This window comes from Telluria sp. B2, assembly GCF_051789535.1.
In the GTDB taxonomy this organism is placed as follows: Bacteria; Pseudomonadota; Gammaproteobacteria; order Burkholderiales; family Burkholderiaceae_D; genus Telluria.
In genome coordinates, this window is the sequence record NZ_CP196525.1 from 1,065,072 (window position 1) to 1,088,458 (window position 23,387).

The 23,387-nt window shown below is 60.4% G+C and carries 20 protein-coding genes; 6 read left to right on the top strand and 14 right to left on the bottom strand.

Annotated elements, in window-relative coordinates; translation table 11 throughout:
- Positions 1-37 precede the first annotated feature (37 nt).
- A complete protein-coding gene (locus ACSUZJ_RS04840; RefSeq protein ID WP_499413809.1) occupies positions 38-1,705 on the bottom strand; it encodes a histidine kinase famiy protein in 1,668 nt (555 codons plus the stop codon).
- 303 nt (positions 1,706-2,008) lie between these two features.
- On the opposite strand from ACSUZJ_RS04840, the gene ACSUZJ_RS04845 reads away from it, so the two are divergent.
- From ACSUZJ_RS04845 to ACSUZJ_RS04855, 3 genes are read left to right on the top strand one after another with little or no spacing between them, the layout of a single operon-like run.
- On the top strand, positions 2,009-3,439 hold the full coding sequence (locus tag ACSUZJ_RS04845; protein WP_499416445.1) for a UbiA family prenyltransferase: 1,431 nt from the start codon (positions 2,009-2,011) through the stop codon (positions 3,437-3,439).
- Positions 3,433-4,728: an FAD-binding oxidoreductase gene (locus ACSUZJ_RS04850; RefSeq protein ID WP_499413811.1), complete on the top strand. Its 1,296-nt coding sequence runs from the start codon at positions 3,433-3,435 to the stop codon at positions 4,726-4,728. Before ACSUZJ_RS04845 ends, ACSUZJ_RS04850 begins: the two co-directional genes overlap by 7 nt.
- Positions 4,729-4,780: 52 nt before the next feature.
- The gene (locus tag ACSUZJ_RS04855) at positions 4,781-6,661 is read left to right on the top strand and encodes a hypothetical protein (RefSeq protein WP_499413813.1); all 1,881 of its coding nucleotides are present in this window, start codon (positions 4,781-4,783) and stop codon (positions 6,659-6,661) included.
- Between the two features lie 51 nt (positions 6,662-6,712).
- Here the strand turns inward: ACSUZJ_RS04855 and ACSUZJ_RS04860 are convergent, their stop codons facing one another.
- The gene (locus ACSUZJ_RS04860) at positions 6,713-7,459 is read right to left on the bottom strand and encodes an SDR family NAD(P)-dependent oxidoreductase (RefSeq protein ID WP_499413815.1); all 747 of its coding nucleotides are present in this window, start codon (positions 7,457-7,459) and stop codon (positions 6,713-6,715) included.
- A 39-nt stretch (positions 7,460-7,498) separates the two neighbouring features.
- Positions 7,499-7,900: a GtrA family protein gene (locus tag ACSUZJ_RS04865; protein WP_499413817.1), complete on the bottom strand. Its 402-nt coding sequence runs from the start codon at positions 7,898-7,900 to the stop codon at positions 7,499-7,501.
- Between the two features lie 264 nt (positions 7,901-8,164).
- Here ACSUZJ_RS04865 and ACSUZJ_RS04870 point away from each other — a divergent pair, with 264 nt between their 5' ends.
- Complete coding sequence (locus tag ACSUZJ_RS04870; RefSeq protein ID WP_499413819.1) at positions 8,165-9,238, top strand: glycosyltransferase family 2 protein; 1,074 nt, start codon at positions 8,165-8,167, stop codon at positions 9,236-9,238.
- 387 nt (positions 9,239-9,625) lie between these two features.
- Here the strand turns inward: ACSUZJ_RS04870 and galU are convergent, their stop codons facing one another.
- The gene (galU, locus tag ACSUZJ_RS04875) at positions 9,626-10,516 is read right to left on the bottom strand and encodes a UTP--glucose-1-phosphate uridylyltransferase GalU (protein WP_499413821.1); all 891 of its coding nucleotides are present in this window, start codon (positions 10,514-10,516) and stop codon (positions 9,626-9,628) included.
- Between the two features lie 828 nt (positions 10,517-11,344).
- Between galU and ACSUZJ_RS04880 the strand changes: the two genes are divergently transcribed.
- Both ACSUZJ_RS04880 and ACSUZJ_RS04885 read left to right on the top strand, forming a co-directional pair.
- Positions 11,345-12,436, top strand: coding sequence for a hypothetical protein (locus tag ACSUZJ_RS04880; protein ID WP_499413823.1), 1,092 nt, complete (start codon positions 11,345-11,347; stop codon positions 12,434-12,436).
- Positions 12,433-12,978 carry a hypothetical protein gene (locus tag ACSUZJ_RS04885; RefSeq protein WP_499413825.1) on the top strand — a complete coding sequence of 182 codons (546 nt, stop codon included), beginning with the start codon at positions 12,433-12,435 and terminating at the stop codon, positions 12,976-12,978. The genes ACSUZJ_RS04880 and ACSUZJ_RS04885 overlap by 4 nt, the downstream gene beginning before the upstream one ends.
- 187 nt (positions 12,979-13,165) lie before the next feature.
- Here ACSUZJ_RS04885 and ACSUZJ_RS04890 read toward each other — a convergent pair whose 3' ends face one another.
- From ACSUZJ_RS04890 to ACSUZJ_RS04935, 10 genes are all read right to left on the bottom strand, one after another.
- Positions 13,166-13,507, bottom strand: a complete 342-nt coding sequence (locus tag ACSUZJ_RS04890; protein ID WP_499413827.1) for a DUF2304 family protein — start codon at positions 13,505-13,507, stop codon at positions 13,166-13,168.
- The gene (locus ACSUZJ_RS04895; RefSeq protein WP_499413829.1) at positions 13,504-14,220 is read right to left on the bottom strand and encodes a glycosyltransferase family 2 protein; all 717 of its coding nucleotides are present in this window, start codon (positions 14,218-14,220) and stop codon (positions 13,504-13,506) included. The genes ACSUZJ_RS04890 and ACSUZJ_RS04895 overlap by 4 nt, the downstream gene beginning before the upstream one ends.
- 142 nt (positions 14,221-14,362) lie before the next feature.
- Complete coding sequence (locus tag ACSUZJ_RS04900; RefSeq protein WP_499413831.1) at positions 14,363-15,772, bottom strand: hypothetical protein; 1,410 nt, start codon at positions 15,770-15,772, stop codon at positions 14,363-14,365.
- On the bottom strand, positions 15,765-16,298 hold the full coding sequence (locus ACSUZJ_RS04905; RefSeq protein WP_499413833.1) for a hypothetical protein: 534 nt from the start codon (positions 16,296-16,298) through the stop codon (positions 15,765-15,767). The genes ACSUZJ_RS04900 and ACSUZJ_RS04905 overlap by 8 nt, the downstream gene beginning before the upstream one ends.
- 4 nt (positions 16,299-16,302) lie before the next feature.
- Positions 16,303-16,644 carry an EamA family transporter gene (locus tag ACSUZJ_RS04910; RefSeq protein ID WP_499413835.1) on the bottom strand — a complete coding sequence of 114 codons (342 nt, stop codon included), beginning with the start codon at positions 16,642-16,644 and terminating at the stop codon, positions 16,303-16,305.
- A 45-nt stretch (positions 16,645-16,689) separates the two neighbouring features.
- Positions 16,690-18,072: an ABC transporter ATP-binding protein gene (locus tag ACSUZJ_RS04915; RefSeq protein WP_499413837.1), complete on the bottom strand. Its 1,383-nt coding sequence runs from the start codon at positions 18,070-18,072 to the stop codon at positions 16,690-16,692.
- 14 nt (positions 18,073-18,086) lie between these two features.
- Positions 18,087-18,899, bottom strand: coding sequence for an ABC transporter permease (locus tag ACSUZJ_RS04920; protein WP_499413839.1), 813 nt, complete (start codon positions 18,897-18,899; stop codon positions 18,087-18,089).
- A gap of 1 nt (position 18,900) precedes the next feature.
- A complete protein-coding gene (locus tag ACSUZJ_RS04925; RefSeq protein ID WP_499413841.1) occupies positions 18,901-20,028 on the bottom strand; it encodes a glycosyltransferase family 4 protein in 1,128 nt (375 codons plus the stop codon).
- Positions 20,025-22,250: a glycosyltransferase gene (locus ACSUZJ_RS04930; RefSeq protein WP_499413843.1), complete on the bottom strand. Its 2,226-nt coding sequence runs from the start codon at positions 22,248-22,250 to the stop codon at positions 20,025-20,027. Before ACSUZJ_RS04930 ends, ACSUZJ_RS04925 begins: the two co-directional genes overlap by 4 nt.
- 12 nt (positions 22,251-22,262) lie before the next feature.
- Positions 22,263-23,348: a class I SAM-dependent methyltransferase gene (locus ACSUZJ_RS04935; RefSeq protein ID WP_499413845.1), complete on the bottom strand. Its 1,086-nt coding sequence runs from the start codon at positions 23,346-23,348 to the stop codon at positions 22,263-22,265.
- Positions 23,349-23,387: the final 39 nt, after the last annotated feature.

Below are 23,387 nucleotides of genomic sequence, written 5' to 3' on the forward strand. Positions count from 1 at the left end.
ACGCAGCCAAGCCGCATGCGCCGGCGCCAGGTCAGATTCACGACGCCGCCGGCAGGATCGCCCGCACGCGCGACAGCAGTTCTTCCTGCCGGTAAGGCTTGCTGAGCACATCGAGCGGCTGGGTGCGTCCCGTGGGCGAGGGCAGTTCTTCCATGTAGCCGGTGGTGATGAGGATGGGCGTCTCAGGGCGCCGCTCGCGTACCCGCTCCGCCAGCTGCAAGCCGTTCATACCGCCCGGCATGATCACATCGGTGAACAGCAGGTCGATCCTGTGTTCCCCGTCCAGCAGTTCCAGCGCCCGCTCGCCACTCGGCGCGGAGACCACGGCATAGCCGGCTGCCCCGAGCATGCTTTCCGCCAGTTCGCGCACGTCCTCGTTGTCCTCGACCACGAGAATACGCGGCTTGCCCGTTTCTTCGTCCAGCGTGGCTGCCGGTGCCTCGGCCGGGTCCGGTGTCTCGGCGGCGCCGTCGGCCACCGGGAAGAGCATGCGCACGGTCGTGCCCTTGCCGGGTGCGCTGTCGAGCTCGAGCCGGCCGCGCGACTGCTGGACGAAACCGTGCACCATCGCCAGGCCCAGGCCGGTACCCGGGCCCTTGGTAGTGAAGAAGGGCTCGGTCGCGCGCCGCATCACCTCCGGCGTCATGCCTTCGCCCTGGTCGATCACGCAGATGACCACGTGGCTGGCGGCATCGCCGCGCAGCAGCGAGGTGCCGACCTTGACCTGGCCGCCCTCGGGCATGGCGTCGCGCGCATTGATCAGGACGTTGAGCAACGCCATCTCCAGGTGGGTGGGATCGAGCGTGCAGTAGGGCAGGCCGGGCTTCAGGTCGAGGTGCAGCTCGACCCGGTCGCCCAGGGTACGCACCAGCAGTTCCGAGAACTCGACCAGCAGCGCGTTCAGGTTGACGCGGCGCGGCTCGAGGCGCTGCTTGCGCGCAAAGGTCAGCAGTTGCTGGGTGAGGCTGCCAGCCTTCATGGCGGCGCGCTGGGCGCGGCGGATCGGCTCGCTCGCACTGGCGTTGCCGCCGAGGCCGAGCAGGGCCAGTTCCAGGTTGCCGTTGATGACCTGCAGCAGGTTGTTGAAATCGTGCGCCATCCCCGCCGTCAACTGGCCGATCGCCTCCATCTTCTGCGCCTGCAGCGAGGACTGCTCGCTCGCGCGGCGCTCGGTCACGTCCATCTGCGAGGCGAAAAAGTACAGCAATTGGCCGTCGTGGTCGAAGATCGGCCCGACGTAGAGCGCATTCCAGAACGGCGTGCCGTCGGCCTTGTAGTTCAGGATGTCGAGGGCGATGGCGCGCTGTTCGGCGACGGCCTTGCGGATCTCGGCGACGGTGGCCGGATCGGTTTGCGGCCCCTGCAGGATGCGGCAGTTGCGGCCGATGATGTCCTGCTCGTCGTACAGGGTGAGGTCGAGGAAGGCGCGGTTGACGAAGACGATCGGGTTGTCGGGCTGGCGCGGATCGGTCACCAGCATCGGCATGCGCGTCATTTCGACGGCGGCGAAGAAAATGTTGCCGCGGTCCTCCAGCCCTTCCTTGCCGATGTAGCCGGCTTGCCAGTGACGCACGCCGGGATTGCCGAGCGGGTTGAAGGAGTTGCCTTCGAGCTCGCCCGAAGCAGGCACGCCGACGCTTTGCCCGTGGCCTTGGAGGTCGAGGGACTTGTCTGTGCTCTCTTCAGGGAATGAGCCAGTTGCCATGAGATTCCTTTTCCGCGCAGCTGCCGCGCAGGGAGGCGGGCAGCACGATGATGTTTCCATCTTCGCGCAAACGCACAGTCCGAACTGTGCGCGGCTTCACGCAAGCGGCCGTCGGGCAGGGGGATCATCAGACTCTGCAATCGGCTGTTTGATCTATAACATGCCGAGACTCCGCGCCTATCGAGCTCACTCAGGGGCAACGCTATCATTTTTGCAGGTTGCGGCTTTGTCCAGCGCAGGTTTATCTGTGGCAGCTCGGCTTGCCAAGCGGTCGGGTCCAGGTTTCATGTTGGGAGCGATAAAATTTTACCTCCTATCGTTGTCGACCTAGATGGCACGCTCATCCATACGGACATGCTGCATGAGTCCGCCCTGTCGATGTTGCGGGATAAACCCCTGAGCGTCCTGCGCATGCCAGGCTGGCTGATGAGTGGCAAGGCCGTTCTCAAGTGTAAACTTGCCGGCCATACGAGCTTCAATCCCGCGTGCCTGCCATACAACCAGGAACTTCTCGGCTGGCTGGAACAGCAGCGGCAGGCCGGACGCAGGCTGGTCTTATGTACCGCTTCGGATGCAACGATCGCCAATACCATCGCTGCACACCTCGGCGTGTTCGACGAAGTATTGGCGAGCAATGGCGAAGTCAACCTTGCCGGACGCCGCAAAGCAGCCGCACTCGAGCGTCGCTACGGTGAGCGCGGCTTCGACTACGCAGGCAATTCGAGCGCCGACCTTGAAGTATGGGAACGTGCACGGCGCGCTATCGTGGTCAATGCTTCCGATTCCGTCACACGCAAGGCAGGCGAGCTGTGTGAGGTGGAGCAGGTGTTCCCGGGCAAGAAGCCCGGCCTCAAGGCATTGGCGCGTACCTTGCGCATGCACCAGTGGATGAAGAACCTGCTGCTTTTCATTCCACTGGTAGCAGCCCATGCATTTTCCAGCATCGAGCCTTGGCTGACGATGGTGCTGGCGTTCATTTCGTTCAGTTTGTGCGCATCGGCGGTCTATATCGCCAATGACCTGCTCGACCTCGAGAGCGACCGCCTGCACCCGCGCAAGCGCGCCCGTCCTTTCGCTTCGGGCCTGGTGCCCACGTGGATGGGAGTGGTACTGGCGCCCGTGTTACTGCTCGTCAGCCTGCTGTTGGGTGCCCGCGTCGGCGGCGGTTTCCTGCCCTGGCTGCTCTTTTATTTCGCGGTGACCTGCACCTATTCCTGGTGGCTCAAGCGCCTGGTCCTGGTCGATTGCCTGACACTGGCAATGCTGTACACTTTGCGGATTGTCGCCGGCGCAGCCGCCGCAGGCATCGCGCTCTCGTTCTGGCTGCTGGCGTTCTCGGCCTTCCTGTTTCTATCTCTCGCGTTCGTGAAACGCTATGCGGAACTGCAGGTGCAGATCTTGAGCGGCAAGCATAAAGCCCATGGCCGCGCTTACCTGACCAGCGACGCCCCGCTTGTCCAGATCCTCGGCATTACGGCCGGCTATGCCGCGGTGGTCGTGTTGTCCCTGTACCTGAACAGCGCTGCCGTGCTGGCACTGTATCGCCAGCCCCAGATCGTCTGGGGCGCGGTTCCGGTCATCCTGTTCTGGGTGAGCTGGATCTGGATCCAGGCCCATCGCGGTCGCATGCACGACGACCCATTGGTGTTCGCGGTGAAGGACCGCGCCAGCCTGGGGGCGGGACTGGTATTCGGCGCCGTGCTGGCGGCCGGGGCGGTTGGCGCGCCATGGTAGCAGTATCGTCCTGGGGCCGGTTGAACTGGGAACAGCATGAGCTGCACATCCTCTCCGATTCTTCGCCCGTGGCCGTCCAGTTGCGCACAGGGCAACGCGGACTGCCGCGTGGCCTGGGCCGTAGCTACGGCGACGTGTGCCTGAACCCGGGCGGGGTGCTGTGGCAGTCCACGTCCCTGGACCGGTTTATCAGCTTCGACGCGGCAAGCGGCCGCCTGGTGTGCGACGTCGGGACGCGGCTGCGCGACATTCAGCGCATGGCAGTCCGGCGCGGCTGGATGCTGCCGGTAACGCCCGGCACCCAGATGGTGACCGTGGGCGGCGCCATCGCCAACGATGTGCACGGCAAGAACCACCATGCTGTCGGGTCGTTCGGCGACCATGTCCTGCGCCTGACCCTGGTGCGCACCGACGGCAGCGTGATCGAATGCGGACCTGGCGTGGCTCCGGAGTGGTTCGCGGCCACCGTGGGCGGGATTGGCCTGACTGGCGTCATCACCCGTGCCGAGCTCCAGTTGCGGCCAGTGGCCGGTGCATGGCTGGACACCGAAACAATTCCGTATGCGAACCTGGACGAGTTTTTCGACCTGGCCGATACCTCCGAGGCGGAGTGGGAATATACAGTCTCATGGGTCGACTGCCTCTCGGCCAGCAGCCGCGGCTTGTTTATGCGTGCCAATCCCGCGGCGGTAGATGCCCGACCGGTGCCGAAAGCACGCGAGCGCACCCTGCCTTTCACGCCTCCGGTTTCACTCGTCAACAGGCTGTCCCTGCGTCTGTTCAATTCCGCATACTTCCAGCTGCACAAACAGCGCGCGGGCAGGGCGCTTGCCCATTACGAAAGCTTTTTCTATCCGCTCGATAAGTTGCACGAGTGGAACCGCATGTACGGCCCGAAAGGTTTTTATCAGTACCAGAGCGTGGTGCCACGCGCCGTTGGCAGGGACGCCCTCCAGGCCATGCTGTCCGAGATCGCGCGTAGCGGTGACGGGTCCTTCCTGGCCGTGCTCAAGACCTTCGGCGACCGTGAAGCACCAGGCATGCTCAGCTTTGCCCAGCCAGGGGTCACGCTGGCGCTCGATTTTCCGAATCACGGTGCGCGCACCCACAGCCTGTTCAATCGGCTCGATGCAATCGTGCGCGAGGCCGGCGGACGGATCTACATGGCGAAGGATGCACGCATGCCGCGCGACCTGTTCGAGGCCGGCTATCCGCGCCTGCATGAGTTCAGTGCCTATCGCGACCCGGGTATCAGTTCGGCACTGTCCCGGAGGTTGATGGGTTCCTGACCAGGAACTCGCGGCGCTCCAGTTCAAGCTGATATGGAAACCAGGGGGGGAAATGCACATCGAGCGAAACCAGTGCCCGGCTGCCCTGTTGTTGGCATCCATATTCTTGTTGGAAGTCATGCGCACGGCATGGATCAGTGATGACGCGGCCATCACTCTCAGGACGGTGCTGAATTTCCTGAACGGATACGGGCCGGTCTTCAATGTGGACGAGCGGGTACAGGCCTACACGCATCCGTTGTGGTTCTTCCTCATATCGGGCGTGTCGCTGCTTGTGTCGAACGTGTTCGCTGCAACCTTCCTGCTGTCGATCTGCGTGTCGCTGTTCGCCTTCTGGTTGTTGCTGACGAAGGTAGCGACCAACGCAAGCGGCGCGCTGATTGCCGGCACCGTGCTGGTGCTGTCGAAGGCCTATGTCGACTTCGCCACGTCCGGCCTTGAAAACCCCCTGTCGCATTTGCTCATCCTTGTCTCGATATTGCTGGCCATCCAGGCGATCGAACGAGGAGCCTTCCGGGACCTCGTCCTGTTTTTCCTGTCGTGTTCATTGATTTACCTGAACCGGCCCGATCTGCTGGCGCTGATGTTTCCTGTCGCCGTGCTCGTTGCCCTGCGTGGCGGCAAAAAAAACATCGCGCTGCTCCTGCGCGCCGTCGCCCTCGGCGCGCTCCCGGTGGTCGGGTGGACACTGTTCTCTACGTATTACTATGGTTTTCCGTTTCCAAACACCGCCTACGCCAAGCTGGGCACCGGAATCGCCTTGGGCGAGCGTTTGTTGCAGGGGGCGCGCTACGTACTGCACAGTATCGGCCGCGATCCTGTCACCGTCGGCTTCGTCGTCGCCGGGGGCGTGATCGGCATGTTCGCCACGCCCCTGAGCAGGAGTATTGCGATCGGTATATGGCTGTATATCGGCTACATCCTGAGCATTGGCGGCGACTTCATGGAAGGGCGCTTTTTCACCGCGCCGTTGTTGGCTGCCGCGATCATCGTCAGCCGCTCCACGCTGCAGCGGGGGCAGGCACGGGCTCTCTGGACGGGTGTCCTCGTCATCGGCCTGGTCGGCATAAAAGGAACCTTGCTGAGCGATGCGAACTACGACGACGAGGTCATCCGTCCCAATGGTATCGCTGACGAGCGGGGATATTATTTCCAGCGTTTCGGCCTGCTGACGGCAGCGCGCGGCACCTTCGATCCACCCAGCTGGGTCATCGGAGAACGCAAGGCCGAAGTGACCTGTGGCGGCCTGGGTTATGCGGGGATTCGCAATGGCCCAAGCGTGCACTACATCGACAACTGCGCATTGGCCGATCCCTTGCTGGCACGGCTGCCAGCACGAGAGGATCCCGGCTGGCGCATTGGTCATTTCATCCGCCAGCTCCCGACCAACTACCAGGATAGCGTTGCTACCGGCAAGAACCTACTGCTGGACGCAGCCACACGTAATTATTACGAAGTGATCAGGACCATTACCCGCGGACCTCTGAATGAGCCGGAGCGCTTGCGGCAGATCCTGCGTTTCAACCTCGGAAAGGTGCCGCGTCCGGATTGGGACATGTATCGCCGCAACGTGGTTTACCCTTCCTCGGGCAAGGTGACCGCGAGCGCTGCGCGCCTGTCCAGGCCGGTCGATGGCGGCGCCTGGGATGCGCCGGGAAATGTGCAGTTCACGCACATCCTCGAAATACCGCTGGCCGGCCCGCAATCGTTCGAGCACATCGATCTCTCTGCCGATCACAACGATGTATACCGGATCGAGGCCCTGACCAGTTCCGGGTGGCAGGAAGTGGCCAGTGTCGGACCGGAGCCCGAGCCCGGCATGGCAAGATACCAGCTGACGCTGGACAAGCAGATTGTCGGCGCAAGCAAGATTCGCGTGACGGCGACGAGTGGCGACAATAAATTTTCAGTAGGCCATTTGCTGTTGAAGTAATTCATCGCTCCATCTGTCTGCAGGGCGATTCGCTGTTTCAATGCACGGCGGTCAAATGTTCATTTTGTTGAACACGAAGCCGGGCAGGTGGCGGATGACCAGCATAATCATGCGCCATTTTCCCGGAACGTAGATGACCTCCTTGCCGCGCGCGAGCGCATCCACGATATCGCGGGCAACGGCCTCCACCGATGCGAGCTTGGCACTCCCTTTCAGGTGCGCCGTCATCGGCGTGTCGGTCGGGCCCGGCTTGATCACGGCGATCTTCACGCCGCTACCGGCAAAACGGTGGCGCAGTCCCTGCAGGTAGCGATCGATCAGGCCCTTGGCGGCACCGTAGACGTAGTTCGATTTGCGGCCGCGGTCGCCCGCGACCGAACCGATCACGGCGACGGTGCCGCGATCTTGCATGTCCATGCGGCGAGCAAATGCTTCGGCGAACAGGACCGGCGAAATCGCGTTTACATCGAGCGCTGCACGGCATGCGTTCAGGTCCTGCTCGCACCCGGCCTGGTCCGGCAGCATGCCGTGCGCCACCAGCACCAGGTCGACGCCGCCGGCCCAGACCGCGCCTGACGTGTTCTCGATCTCGGCCGCGTCAAGGAAGCCGGAGGTGACCACCTCCACCCGTGCCTGCGGACCGCGTACCCGCAGGTCGGCGGCGACGCGTTCAGCCCGGATCCGGTCGCGTGCCACGAGGACCAGATCGACCGCACCTTCCTGCACCCACAGCCGTGCGCAGTGCTCGGCGATGGACGAAGTGGCGCCGATGATAACGATTCGCTTGTTGTTATCCATTGCTGTTCCTGTCTGTGGCGCTGACTACGTGCGCGAAGTTCATGCAGTATGCATGCGGAAGACGTAGTGCTTGTCGAGATTGTATTTGACGAGGTAGCCGATTCCCAGGCCGAGTACGCCGCCCAGGTGGCGCATCTGCTTGGTCGCAAAGAGGTAGTCGAATCCCAGTTCAAAACCCCAGAAAATGGCCGTTGTCGCCAATCCCATCACGGTGTAGAGGAAGAAGGTCTTGCCGTCGTGGGCGGCATCGCGCGCACGAAAGCGGAAAATGTAGCGTTTGTCGAGGTCGTACTTGATGATGAGCCCGACGCCGGTGCCGACGATCATCGACAGGGTGACGGCGCCGATGCCGTTATACAGCCGGATCACGACGTCCTGGGCGCCGATATTGGCGAGTGTCGCAATGGCTGCAAGGAGGGAATAGACGAGCGCGAGTTTCACACATTTCCAGTTCATGCATCGGCGGGCCCATTGTATCCCAGCCGTGCCGGAAGTCAGCCGGACGCTGCCGATGTCTCTTGGGGTAGCTCACAAAACTGCAGCATATGACAGCGCGCGGCGTCACGTAGAGTGGAACACCCAATCGCCGCTGCAGGCATTGACTTGCTACGCCTCACTACTTGGCGGCGCAACTGATTGCGACTACTATCGTATTCCTTCTCAACCATATATTGAGTAAAATCTGAGCATTCAACGAAAGACAAAATGGATCAACTTCCCGCTCCCACAACGTCACAAGTGCCGCTTCTGTCGGTCATCGTGCCCGCCTATAACGAGCACGAGGTCCTGCCAGAGTTCCACCGGCGCCTGGCCAGTGTTCTTGCGCCGCTAGGTATGCCTAGCGAAATCATCTATGTCAACGATGGCAGCACCGATAACACCCTGGAGGTGATCCGGGGACTGCGCGACACTTGGCCCGGGGTGACGGTAGTCGACCTGAGCCGCAATTTTGGCAAGGAAGCGGCTATGACGGCAGGTTTCGACCTGGCGCGAGGCGATGCCGTGGTCGTCATCGACGCCGACCTGCAGGATCCGCCGGAACTGATCCCGGCCATGGTAGAGAAGTGGAAGGCCGGTTTCGATATGGTGTATGCGCAGCGCACCGTGCGGGATGGCGAGTCGGGCATCAAGAAGACCACATCTTATCTGTTCTATCGCCTGATTCAGCGCGTGAGCCGGGTTAAAATTCCGAAGGATACGGGCGATTACCGCCTGCTCAGCCGCCGTGCCGTGCTGGCCCTCAATACGCTGCGTGAGCAGCACCGCTTCATGAAGGGTTTGTTTGCATTTATCGGCTTTCCGCAGACTGCCATTCCGTACCGTCGCGATCCTCGCTTCGCTGGCAAGACCAAATTCAACTACTGGAAGTTGTGGAATTTCGCGATCGAAGGGTTCACTTCGTTCACGATCGCACCGCTGAAATTGGCAACTTACCTTGGCATTTTTACCTCCCTGGTGTCCTTCTTCTACGGCATGTATGTCGTCTACAAGACACTGTTACACGGGGACCACGTGGCGGGTTATCCGTCCATGATGGTCGTGATCACCTTCCTGGGCGGTGCCCAGCTAGCTTTCATCGGAGTGCTGGGCGAATACATCGGTCGCATGTTCAATGAAACCAAACGCCGACCCTTGTATTTCCTGAACGCGTACGAACCCTCCCACTGCCCGGCCGCTGACGAACAGATGTCTGGCTCCGCCGGTATCGCCCATCCGGTGCCTGAGCGTAGGTGGCCGATGGCGGAGAGTGGAACACAGTCGCTCTGCGCCCCTAGCTGAACGCATACAGCGTCCTGTCACACTTCACGCCAGACGCGCTGGCGCACAGCTTGTGGAAACGGTGGGAATCGCTTCCGACTAGTGAGGCGTGCACTGTGCCTGCTCAATGAGGTCGCCCGTTTCGTCGAGCCAGCCTTTGATAACGGGCGAAGCACGCCCGCGCCAGCGCGAAGGGAGCGCAGACAGGTTCTTCCGGAATCCTCGAAGTTGGGCGCTGCATGTGGGGGGCTCCGGCTGAGTTGAGCCTGATGCGAATGAGTCGTCCGCCCGGTAAGGCGATAGAGGCGGCTTAGCACGCTCGGCTGGCTGGCTGTGCGCGGCTGTACGGACGGAGGGATTGCCTGCGATGAATGTCCGCCATGGCAGGGCGCCATGGCGGCAGGAATATCAGGTTGCGGCCGTCTTGCGCTGGCTCAGCCAGGCCGAGAATTCGGCGCCGAGTTCGGAGTGCGTTGTGCCGAGGTCGACGCTCGCCTGGAGCAGGCCAAGTTTGCTGCCGCAATCGTAGCGTCGCCCCTGATAGCAATAGGCGAGGACCTGCTCGGATTCGAGCAGCGCTGCAATGCCGTCGGTGAGCTGGATTTCGCCGCCGGCACCACGTGCCTGGCCGCGGATGCGGTCGAATACGGACGAGGTCAAAATGTAGCGGCCCGCGACCGCCAGCGTTCCTGGCGCATCGCGCGGGTCCGGTTTTTCGACCAGTCCCTCGACAGTGACGAGGTCGGCGGCAATGCGCTCGCCGCGCACGATGCCGTAGCGCCCGGTATGCTCGCGCGGAACGTCCTGAACAGCAAGGATGCTGCACTGGCGCCGCGCGAACAGGTCCACCATTTGCTTCATCACCGGCACCTCGCCGATCATGAGGTCGTCCGCCAGCAGTACCGCGAACGGTTCCCCGCGCACCAGGTGTTCGGCGCATAGGACCGCGTGGCCCAGGCCCAGCGCCTTCGGCTGGCGCACGTAGACGCATTGCATGTCTTCCGGTTTGATCGCCTCGACCGCCGCGATCAGGGCGTTCTTCCCGGCGGCGGCCAGTTCGGCTTCGAGTTCGTAGGCGGTGTCGAAATGGTCCTCGATAGCGCGCTTGTTACGGCCGGTCACGAAGATCATTTCGCGAATGCCCGCCGCATAGGCTTCTTCAACCGCGTACTGGATCAGGGGCTTGTCGACAACAGCAAGCATCTCTTTCGGTGAGGCTTTGGTGGCCGGTAAGAAACGCGTTCCCAGCCCTGCAACCGGGAACACGGCCTTGGTCACGCGTGTGGTAGCCGTCGTCATGCCGCACCTCCCATCCGGTCCATGCGCATGCCACGCATCCGGTCAGCTGTCCCGTCGTCGGAAGGGAGGAAGACTGGCAAAAATTGGCGCGCTGACCGTACTTCAATTGCAACATGCATTCGTAAACCTCATTGAGTTATTCCCAGGGTGCGTCCACACCCTCAGCCCGGATTGTTTTCAACATGACGATCTTTCGGCGAGGACGGAGCGAACCGTTGCTGACGCGTATCGCGGCGATGCCGGCTGCGGTGCGAGGATAGTTCGAATCCAGCGAAAGACGGCGCATTATAGTGTAGATCGAGCAACACGAACGGCCATCCGCTGCCGCTTCCGTGGTAGGCAGCGCGGATTATTAGTCGGACTGCCTTGCACAATTGTGCCAATGCAAAAACGACAGCCGCAGATACCAGCGGGCATAGCCGCATTGGGATTAGTTGTGCCAAGGGTAAGAATTGCGGCATAATCGCAGCGCGTTCGAAATTCGTCTGGATGGTTGGTGTCGGCTGGCGACCGCCTGTTTGTTTACCGGAAGTCGTGCTGCACGCAGCTCGGATTCGGGCCCCATCCCGCCACTCCGACCTCCGTTCATAGTCCCCGGGATCACCGTCAAGGTCGCCCATTAGGCTTGCGGCGTGAAGAAGACATTCTCAAGGGGCTGCAGTGCCGCTTGCGACGGCCAAGTCTCGATCATCCTCCCGCTCAGGTTGCGTTTCAGCCAATCAGACGCACGGACGCCATCGGTTTGCCTGCTGCACTGCAGCGGACCGATACGGACGAGCAGGCAGACGACTTGATAGTTCGATTAACTTTCTTCATGGAAAAACCGGTATGATTGGCAGGATTCACAGCATCGGCTGGGTCAGCAGAAACGAATCGTTAATACTCATTGCAGCCGCGTTCTTCATCGCCAATCAGATTTTCGAAGTCCTGGCCATTAACCTGTTTCGCCTCGGTTACGACTACCAGTGCAACTGGGATTGCGGATGGTACAAGGGGATTGTGGAGTGGGGCTATGATCTCGAGCCGCATGGCCACGAAAAAGGCGACGCGGCCAATTGGGCGTTTTTCCCGGTATTGCCCATGGTCGCGCGCGCCCTTGGATTCCTGCTCGGTTCGACCCCGGGGACCTCGCTCGTCATCACCTCCAAAGTGTTTTTCCTGCTGTCGATTTTTGCTTTCCTGAAGTTTGCGAAAGCGTATCGTCCAGGACTTGACCCGCTCATTCCGGCTAGTGTCATCGCATTCAATCCGTATTCCATCTACGGGAATGTAGGCTATACCGAGCCGCTGTTCCTGCTGCTCACCTGCGTATTTTTCTATTTGCTCAAGCACGGGAATGTGCTTGCCGCCGGTGTGGCCGGTGCGTTCCTGACGGCGTCGCGCGTCGTCGGTGTCGTCACTATCGCCTCCTATCTTTATACGCTCTGGCGCGAGCGGCCACGCGGCGCAAGGGAATATGAGCGTGCGCTGCTTGGCCTGCTGCTGATCCCGCTCGGGTTGGTGCTCTTCATGACCTTCCTGTACTACCACACTGGCGACGCACTCGCGTTTTCGCACATCCAACGGGCTTGGGGACGATCACCTGGCAATCCGTTTGTGTACTTGTATGCTGCTTTCAAGAGCAGCCCGGTAGAGAAGTACTTTGCCGTCATGTCGGCGCTGGCCTTGCTCGTTCCGGTGTATTTTGCCTGGAAGCGGAATATCGAGCTGGCGCTCTTTACCCTCGGCTGCACCCTGATACCTCTTTCGACCGCCATCTGGTCGATGCCCCGCTATATTTGGTGGCAGGCGCCGATCCTGCTCGCGGTCGCTCTTCTGCTTACCAGGCGAATCATGTGGATCATGTTCATCGCCACATCGACGCTTGGACTGACTTTCAGCTATTTTTCCTGGTTTTCGGGTAAGGGACTGCTCACATGACCATCATGATCAGGAGCGCGATCATTTCTCTGGTCGTGTTTTATCTTTTTGTCTTTTATCTCATGACGCATCCAAACGTCAGTGCGGATTACCGGGATTACTACATCCTCAAAAGCACCGATTTGACGGTCAAGGAGCGTGCGAGACTCTCGGCCATGCAACTCGGCCAGGAATATGCTCATAAAGATGCCGCCATCGGCTTTGACAAGTGGTCAGGGCCGGAGGAGGCGTATCGGTGGAACGACGGCAAGCGCGCCAGGCTTGTCTTCAGGCTGGATTCCGATACGGTGGCGCACGCACCAACGCGCCTTGTGCTGAGCCTGATGCCGCACGGTACGCAGCGCACGGGCTGGCGGCTGAATGGGAACGAGCTCGGCACGCGCCAAATCACCAGCGAAGGACTAGTGACGTTCCCCTTGAAGCCAGGCATGCTGCGCAGCGGAGAAAATGTCATCGAGATCGATTTGCCGGACGCACACCAGCCCAATGACAACGATGGCAGGGCGCTGGGAGTTGCATTCAAGTCGCTCCGGCTGGAATAAAAGCCGAAGCACCGTCAGGCCGCAAGCGGCATGCCGGTGGTTTGCCGATCCGGCCTGCCGCTTCAATGAAAAGCAGGCTGGACGATTCGAAGCACTACGGTCGGCTGGGGCATTGCTGGTTTGGCCGCTAGCGCCGACGCGTCATGAAAGTCGCTAAGGGCCCGTCTCCGGCGCCCTGCGGCGACAATTATTCCTTGTCCGACTTGGCGAGCTCGCGGCTTGCGTCCGCAATGGCGATGCTGCGCGCGAGCTCCGTCACCAAGTTCAGGTTTTGGCGCAGTTTCAAGTGGATATTGATTACTACAGCGAGCGAAATGATCATCCAAATGTAGTAAATCATGTCGGCACCGCGGCCGATGCCAAGGATGTTGGCAATATGCGTGGACTCGTCAGGGAGCCAGACGAAGAACATCCCCGCAAAGATCACCCCGTACAGTGCCAGCCTGACCGCCCCCGAGAGTCGGGTTTGCCCGTGGACATACAACCAGGCGCCTCCCAGCGCCAACGTGAACAGGAATTGAGCGATCATTTGCTGAGCCTTTGCAGTACGAGATCGATAACGATGTTAATAGCGTTCGACGCCTTTTGTCCTTTTGCGCGCGAATAGTCCGTGTAACGCACGGTATTGCCGAATTCGCGAAAAGCCAGCTTACGCTGGGCGATTTGTTCCAGGATTTCGGAGGCATGCGCCATCCGGTTATGAAAAAGACGGATTTTGCGTGCACCAGCACCGGAAAAGACGCGCAAACCATTATGCGCATCGGTCAATTGCAGGCCGGTGGTCAGACGGGTAAACAGGATCGCTGCGCCGAGCAGCATGCGCCGGCCAAAGGTCATGCCGGATACCTTACCGATAAACCGGCTTCCCAGCACCACATCCAGTTTTTCCTTCTGCAGAAGGTGAACCATGGGCAGGACATCCCGTATTTCGTGCTGGCCGTCGGCGTCGAAAGTCACGATGAATTTCGCACCCTGGCGCAAGGCAAATTCAATGCCGGTCTGCAAAGCCGCACCCTGGCCCAGATTGATCGGGTGGCGAACGACCACCGCCCCGGCCGTCCTGGCGCAGTTCGCAGTGTCGTCGGACGATCCGTCGTCGACCAGTGCTACATGGTCATAAAAGCGACGTACCTCCGCAATCACGTGCTGAATAACCGGACCTTCGTTATAAGCCGGAATCACCACCCACAACGAGTTGACAACTGCGGGATCAGGTTGCGTGTTGCTGTTGTTAGTCGACATAAATTTTGCTGACGTGAATAAGCTTACCATTATAAAGTGGTTCGATCAGCCTGTGATGTCGCTGTTGCCTTCGCGCCAACAGGAGTGCCAGCGTGATGAGATCCGAAACCCGTTGCGATATGCACTTGAGTGAGCGGTGTTGCTACCGCTGGCGACGGGCCTGGCGCGCGTGCATGAGCCTTGCCTTGAATGCGGGAACCAGCTGGGACAAGGCGGCAAGCAGTGCGAGCCCGATGGCCATTCGGGGCCAGGCGTGGTAGCGGCCCATGGCGGCGGTCGAAATGGCCGACATCAGGAAGGTATAGGAGAGCGCGCTGATGACAAGCAGTTGGGGCACGATGCGTTCCACGCGCGTGCCATGGGCGCGCAGCCAGCCTGCAGCAAAGCCAAACAGGACGAGAAGGCCCGTTACGAGCCACAGCCACGGCATGAACAAATATTTTCCGATGTCCGTTTCAGATAGCTGGTAGTAAAACTGTTGCAAGGGCGAATGGGTCTTGCGCCAGCCCAGGCTGCCGTCGCCCACCATCGACTCGTCGGCAAAAAAATGGCCGCGCAGGCGAGGGGCGTCGTTGCGCAGCCCGATGAATTTCGCCATGTATTCCGCGCGGAATTTCAGATACGACAGCGGATAGTTGCGGATCCCGCCAAGCCAAGCTGCTGCGAGTTCGGCATGGTTGGCACCAGGATGATAGACCAGATGATTCGCATCAGTACTCCAGATCAGCCCGTCGGCGATGGCCGGGTTGAAACGCGCACGCAGGACAGGCAAGGGATAACCGCCGCCGAGCCTGGACGCAGGCAGCAACATCATATCGGTATCGACAGACATGGCGCTCAGGTCGAACAGCATGGTGACCTGCTCAGCGTGATACGGCGAGACTTTGAACACGTAGGTGTTGGCAAAGCGGGATATGCCCATGAAACACAGGACGAGCATCGCCCCGGCCACAAGTGCTGCGGCGTTGATGGCGAATGAAGCGCGCCGCACGGCGGTCAACTCGCGCCAGGATAGATACACGAGCAAAGGAAAGAGGGCGAATATGGCATCAACCCGGATCAGGACGGCCAGCTGCATTGCCAATGCGGTCACTAGCAGGGTCTTGCGCTTGGCCTGACCAACGTGGTTCGCCAACGCGACGAATACAGCCAGCATTGCGGCAACGAAGAACAGGTCCTTGGTGACCAGGCCCAGGGTCACGAAGACCGGAGGCAGCGCAATCAGTACGAACAAGGCGATGGCACTTCCGGCGCGCGTCAGCGATATTTTCTTGAACAGGCAGAGGCTGAAGTACAGGACGGCAGCCAGGCCGATGGAATAAGGGAGCGCCGGTCCGGGGAAGATACGGCCGGTCAAGCTCCAGAAACGCACCATCAAGGGGGAATGCCCGTCATGGCGGGGGGCACCCATGGACTGGTTGAAAATGTCCAGCTCATCCTGGGTGAAGACACCCGGGAACCAAGTGAAGTACAGGAGTACAAAACACAGGAACACGAATACCAAGTGCAGTTCGCGGTCGCGCGAGGCTGGCGCCAGGATTGGATTATTCATGACCAGCCCCTTTAGCCGCCTGGATTTGCAGGGTGACGCCGTCGATCGACAGCTCGTCGTCACGATTGACCACGACGCGCAGCTCGACCTCGTTCAGGGGCATCGCCGTGTCGAATTCGACGCGCTGCAAGAGACCCGATACGACCGAGGCCGCGACGGGTGCGGTGCCGGAAGCGACCGTTCCATGTTTAGTCGAGAATATTTCGAACTTCGGTTTGGCCCCGACGCCTGCCGTGCCCGTCCATGACACGATATAGTGGCCGGGGGGCAGGGTGATGTAAGGCCCGTACACGAGTGCGCCCGGTGTGTTTGTCGTTTTGAAGGCATGCGCGTCCTTGTCGAGTGTTCCCACGGAGGTGATGATGTGCCCCCCTCCCGGAGAGTAGGCCAGGGTGACCGGCCGCGATGTGGCGCTGCGTGTAATGTCGAAAAACGGCCCGCCTGCTGCAAGTACTGCGATCAGGATGCTGGCTGCGCACGCAATGAACAGGGCCGGTTTGTTCGGCCTGGATTGAAACAATTCCATGTAATCAAGCCCGGACGGCAAGCACGATGCCGACAAAAATAAGCGTTACACCGAAAAAATACTGAGGCTGGAAGCGCTCGCCAAAGATGAAATAACTGGCCAGTGGAACCAGGATGAAGGCCAGCGCCATCAAGGGATAGACGCGGCCCAGCTCTGCTTTCTGCAAGACCCAGACCCAGCCGATCGTCGTGATGCCGTACAGGGCCAAGGCCGCGAACAGGATCATGGCGGTACGCGGATCGAAGAAGCTTCCGCTGCGATGCAGGGCGTTTGCGCTCAGCTTGAACAGAATTTGTCCGGCGGAAATGCCAAGTACGCAAATAAGGGCGATCAGGTAGGTCATCATGATGTACAGAACGAAGTCGGATGATGGATGCGCGAACGGACAAGCTCAGTCGATCGAGTACGCAAATGCTTCGTAGTCGACGTGAACGATGCCCCATAGATCGCGCTCGACCGGATAGTCGGGGAAGCGGACAGCGAAGCGGCAGGCGCCCGGGCAAAAATCGACCACCTGGTCGACCAGCGTCTGGCCATGATTCTGCGGATTGTTGTACAGCGTGGCGATGCCTGCGGTGACACCGTATTCACCCGGGCAAAGCGGATTCTTGAAGGTGAATTCGATCATCTGCAGCACGTTCGGCGTGGCGTCGGAGGCGTACAGGCCCGCGAACATCGGATTCAGGTGCAGGATCTGGCGGCCGGAATTGTCCGTGATGGATACGTTCAATACCGCTTTCGGCGGCGGCGCCGAATGTACCCGGTACAGTACGCGGATCTTGAGCTGCTCGTCGAGATCGACCGAGTCGGTATCAGTGCCGCGATGATCGATGACATTGATGTCCTCGATGAGGATTTCACCGCTGCCGCTGCGCAATGGTGCTACGCGCTCGGCAAAAGCCAGCCGGCGTGCTTCGTCGAGCATGGGGCGGTCGATGCTGCCGGTGGTCGCGGCTGTGCCGTCCTCGGCCTGGTTCGTTGCGGCCGGGGCCGTCACATCGGGGGACGTCAGGCCGCCCCTGACCATGCGCCCGAATATGTGGCTCTGGTAGGCTGCGCCAACTTGGCTGGCCGAGCCGGCAACGCGCACCTTTCCATTCTCCAGCCACAGGCCTTCGTTGCACAGTGAACGGATCGCGTCGGCGGCATGGGTCACATAAATGAACGAGGTCCCCTGGTCGAGCATGGACTTAATCTTGTGCAGGCACTTGTTCTGGAAATAGGCGTCGCCCACACTCAAGGCTTCGTCAACGATCAGGATGTCGGGCTGAACGTAGACGGCGCAGGCAAAGCCGAGCCGGACGGCCATCCCGCTGCTGTAGGTTTTGACGGGATGGTCGATTGCGTCGCGCAGTTCGCTGAACTGGATGATTTCTGGCAGCGCCATCTCGACTTCTTCCTTCTCCATGCCGTGCAGCATACAGAACTGGCGAATGTTCTCGCGGCCGGCGATTTCCGGATTGAAGCCCGCGCCCAGTTCGAGCAGCGCCGACACGCGGCCGTTGACGGCGACCTTACCCGAGGAGGGTGTCAGGACGCCGGCAAGCACTTTCAGCAACGTGCTTTTGCCGCTGCCGTTTTCGCCGACAATACCCAGGCGCGCGCCCGGCTCCATGGAAAACGAGACCTGGTTTAGGGCGCGCGTTTCACGCGCATATTGCTTGCGTCCGCCCGAAACGAGCTCGAGCAGGCGGTGCCTCGGCGATTCGTAGGTGTGATACACCTTGCTGACATTGTCTAGGCGAATGGCGAATTGTTTATCTAAATTACTCATGGAGCGTTCGATTTTCAGATGACGTCCGCGAATCCGGGCTGCAGTTTGCGGAACAGCGCGACCCCGGCTGCCAGGATAAGCAGCGCCACGAGCGTCACGCCCGCCAGGCTTTGCGCCTCCACGGGCGCACTGCCAAAGACCGCATGGCGGGACATGTCCACCACGTAGTAGAAGGGATTGAAATCCATGATGATGTTGCGCATCCAGAGCGCCCCTTTTTCCTGCACAAGGGTCGCGGGATACAGGATCGGGGTCAGCCAGAACAGGATGGTAATGCCGACAGGAACTGCCTGGGCCATGTCCGGCACATACACGGACAAACTTGCGACGGCGTAGGCGATTCCAAGCGTAATGATGACTGCGACGGCCCAGATCACGATGTACAGCCAGGCGCTCGATGCGATCGTCACGCCTAGGTGAACGGCCAGTCCGATGGTCAGCAGGAGAATGATCGCCTGGCTCAGTAGTGCCGAAGCAAGCGGTACCAAAGGAAGTACCCAGGCCGGGAATGCAATCTTGTTGATCAGGTAGGAATATTCGCGCAGGATTGTCGGTGCGCGTCCAACGACGTCGGCAAAGAGCGTCCACAGCGACAGCGGCACGAAATAAAACATGGCGAAGGGAATGTCGCCATATGCTTTCCCCATTTTCCCCGACATCAGGATCGAAAACACGAGGACGTTGATTCCCGAATACAGCAGGGGCACGCCGATATTCCAGGCGACGCCCGCGTACGAGCTGGCGTAGCGATTTTGCAGGTCGCGCTTGGCAAGCATCCATGCTAAGCGCAGCTGCGCCCACAGGTTCTGGTGATGACGATGGCGCATATTAACGGCTCCGCGGGATGGCCGGCATCAGGCGCCCGATTAGACGAAGAAACCGTTGTTTGGTTGAATGTGGATTGAATTGTGCTACGTAGGCCGCGGCCCGTCCGGCAAAAGTGGCGTAGCTGTCGCTGTCGCCGGCGCGCCAGGCCGACGCTGCACAGGTATCGGCGACCTCTCCCATCGCCGTCGCGAGCTGGTGCTTGTCGCCGGAAGGAACGAGCGTTGCCAGGCCGCCTGAAATATGGGGAATGTTCGAATTGTCGTAGGCGATGACGCGGCATCCCGACGCCAGCGCTTCGAGGATCGGCACGCAGAAACCTTCGTGGTAACTGGGGAGGACGAAGATATCGGCCTGCGCCAAGCAATCGGTCTTGAGCTGCTCGGGCGCGCTACCATGCAGGTTGACCTGCACGCGTGCCCCGAATTGTGTGTGCAGGCATTCGATGAGCGTGTTCATTTCCGCGAGCACTGTCTGGTCGGAAAACCTCAGGTTGCCGATCAGGTCGAGCTGGGCACGCAGGGCAGGGCGCGCTTCCAATACCTGTGTCAGGGCCTCGAGCAGTTCGGCCGGGCCTTTGGAACGCACGAACCGTCCCACGAAGACGAAACGCAGGATGCCGTCCTCGAAAGAGGGCTTGGCCTCCGGAAGCGCTGGCCTTGCATGCAGGGCCAGCGGCAGGACGGTGGCCGGGACGTGGACGCCCGCCTGGCGCAGCACGTCGAGATTGACTTGGCTGACGCACACGACATGGTCTGCGAACGTCATATTCGACATTTGCACGAAGGACTTGTCGATCAATGAATGGTCCGCTGACGCCACGAATTGCCTGGGTGTGATGTTATGAAACACCACCATGCGCAAGGCATTGCGTGGGACCACCGGCAGCAGGTCGAACAGCGGGTAAAACACGCCGAAATGGAAAACGACCAGGTCGCTGGACTGGAAATGGGGATCGAAAACGATGTCGCGCACATCAGTGACGATCCGCGCGGGCAGGGCCGGGTTGTCGCACGCATACGTGTAGAGCCGCACGTCATGGGCTTCGCTCAGCCAGATGACCTCGTCTCGTATCGAATTCGAAATCGCGTCATTGTTGAGGCAGATCCCGTTTACGTAAGAAATCTTCACGCGCCGCACTCATGGGTCGCTTTGGCAGCCGCATACACGTCGGCTGAAACATGTGCCATGTGCTGCGCGGTGAAACGCTCCAGGTACAGGCGCCGTCCGGCCGTTCCCATGGCGCTGCGTAACTTCGGCGATGCGACCAGCTTCAGCAAGGCATTTTCGAGCGCCTGCTGGTCACCTGGCGGCACGAGTATGCCATTCTCAGGAGAAACGACTTCGGGCATGCCACCGGCGTCGCACCCGATGACCGGACGGCCTGCGCGCATCGCCTCGACGAAGATCAGGCCGAAGGACTCGAATCGGCTCGGGGCCACGAGCAGGTCGCATCGGCGGTAAGCCTCGAGCAGGGTGGCCTGGTCGACCTTGCCTTCGAAGCGGATCCGGTCGGCGACCGCCTTGCTGGCGCGATTGTTCAGGAAATGTTCTTTGTAGGTGCGGCCATCGGCCGAGGGCAGGGTATCGTCACCGATGATGCGGAAATGCACCTCGGGATGGCGCGCCAGCACCGCCGGGATCGCAGCCAGCAATACATCGATTCCCTTGCGGTGTTCCAGCCTGCCGACAAACAGCACTTCCAGTGGCTTGCCGTCCGGAACTGGGACGGCGGTGCTGTCGGCAGGCGGCGTGTCCGGCATGCCGAGGGGCGCAATCACGACGCGTTCCGGCGCAAAACGGAATTGATAAGCCTGTTCAATATCGCGTGCGATGGCAACACTGATCGAGCGTACTGCATTACTTTCCTGCATTACCTTTTTTTCGAGCGCTAGCATCGGGTTGCCAAAGGATTTCATCCAGGCCTGATTGGCACGCGACTCCGGGTGCGATTCAAGCCAGAAGTGCAGGGTCGTCTGCAGGCTCGTTACCAGCGGCCAGGCACCGTTGAGCAGGAACGCGATCCCTTCGCAATCCCAGATTGGTGCTTCCACGACATCGATCGGGCGGTGCGTGGCGATGCGCGCGGCTTCTTCCAGCGCGATTGCCGACCAGTTCCAGACGTGCTGCGGCACCTTCAGCGCGCTGGCCTCGGGGGGCATGGGCATGTCGCGCATAGCCATGCGATGCACCCAGACACCGTTTTCTAGGTCGACCCGGTTGATGTCGGGACTTTGCGTGATGACGCAGACGATATGCCCTTGCTCGGCCAGTGCCTCGGCAAGGTCCTTGTTGAAGGTGGCGATCCCGCCGCCATGGTTGGGCGGGAAGTCACGCGAGACCAGCACGATCGACTGCGGCGCAGGATGCGAATTCAGGCATTTGAACGGCAGGAAGTTGCCATCCCACTTTGCCTGTTTTTCCGGGGTGATGTATTCGTAGGTGCCAGCCAGGCCGCGCGCCAAGCCGCGTTCCCATGCCCGTTCGTTCTGGTCGGCAAATACCGCACGCTCGCTGACAGGCAGCCTGCCGCCGGCGATATGGAACTCGAGGTCAGCGGCTTGCTGGTCGGAAAACGCCTTGTTGTCTGCAAGAATCTCGGGCAGGGACATGTAAGGGCGGCCGTGCTTGATGGAGAAGTACAGCTTGTTCTTGATGACTGGATAACGATAGCGCGTGATCTTGTGTTCGTCGCGAATATTGCTTGGGGCGAACTTATGGTGAACGTAAGCCTCGTCCAGCTGGCGGATGATGTAGCCGGCGTCGACCAGGCGGCAGCACAATTCGGTCTCGTCGAGGTAATACTCCAGTTCTTCATCGAAGCCCCCCACTTCCAGCAAGGCCGTGCGCCGGAAGGACGCATTGGTCCCTTGGAGATAAGGGAATTCGAAGGAGTGCGGAAAACTCAGGTGCTCCGCACTCGTCGTCAGCTTCCAGTTGGCGTTGGCCAGCCGGTTGGCGGTCGAGTATTCATACTGGTAGGTGTATCCGCTCTGGTCGAATACCAGGCCGCCGGCTCCGCCTACGCCCTCATCGGTATACGCTGCCGCAAGTTGCGTCAGCCATTCGGGTTCCGGAATGGCGTCGTCGTCGATAAACGCGACCACATCGCCGCGCGCCATGCAGATCCCGATATTGCGCGAAATGGACAGGTTGGCGACATCGCAGCGCGCAGCGCGAATATGCGGCAACCAGCTATCGATGACTTCCTGCGAATGATCGGTGGACGGGCCATTCACCACAATGACCTCGAACTCGCCGTCGTATTTCAGCCAACGAAAGCTTTCGAGGGTTTTTGCAAGGAGCGTGCCGCGGTTAAGCGTATTGATGACGATTGAAAAGGTAAGAGGCATGTGAATAGATCGTTAGTTCGATGCGGCTGCGGCAACCTGTTTTTCAGCAACAATTTCAAACTCGTAGCAGCGACCGTTCTTGCGTCCGCTCTCAATGATCTTCGGCGTCTTGAATCCCGCTTCGCGCAGCAGGGCGCTCATGGAATCCGGTGTGAACATATTGAAGTGGAAATCGCCGTCATAATCCTGTGCTCCATACAGGACTTCACGCAGGTCCTCATAGGGATAATCCCCTTGCGCGTAATGCGCGATCATTGCCTGTGCATCCGGAACCACTGCACGAAACACGCCACCCTCTTTCAGCAGCGAATTGTAATAAGGCAGTAATTCACGGCGCAGCTGTTCCTCGGGGAAGTGCTCCAGCAGGTGCGACGAGAAGATCTCGTCCGCTTCGCCCGGTTCCAGCGGCAGCGAATCGACTTCGGCGACGATGTCGACGCCGGGCAGCGCACGGCGGTCGACGTTGATGTAGCCGTCGAGCGTAATGTGGCCGCATCCGAGATTCAGGCGTAACTTGTCGCGGCGCGCGGCGTCGAGCTTTTCCCGGGACAGGATTTCGCTTGCTACGGTCAGCGCTTTGCCTTCGCCCTGTGCCCCGGCCCCGTACCGCAGCTCGAACATCAGCTCGCGGCGCACGAATTCGATACGCTGCACGGCGTAGGCAATCGATTCGCCGACGCTGTCGGCCTTGCTGCCGGCCCGCGCCGCGGTGCCGGCCAGCTCTTCCGTTCGGCTGCGCAGGTTGTCCAGGTCCCCAGGCAGCGGCGCCAGCCGTTGCGCGATCTGGCCGATCTGGTTACGCAAGTCCGCCACGTCGCGCACCAGTTTGCGCAAGGCGACTGGCGCCGATTTGCGCAGGTTGTCGTAGTCGTTTTCCGCAGCCAGTTGCCGATGATTGAGGTCGGAGATCGCCTGCAGCAAGGTCGGCAGTTGGGCTGTCTTGAATTGATCCAGTAAATCCCGATTCAAATGAGCGCCAGCGTTGGCCGGGCGCCACGGAGCGACCTCATTCTGGACCTGTTCACGAAACTCGGGAAGGCGGATGACAGCCACCATAATGCGGACCAGCCGGCCAATGAAGGGCCAGCGAGCGATCATGCGGACGACTTTTCGTAAGAATGCTTTCATTGAATCGAC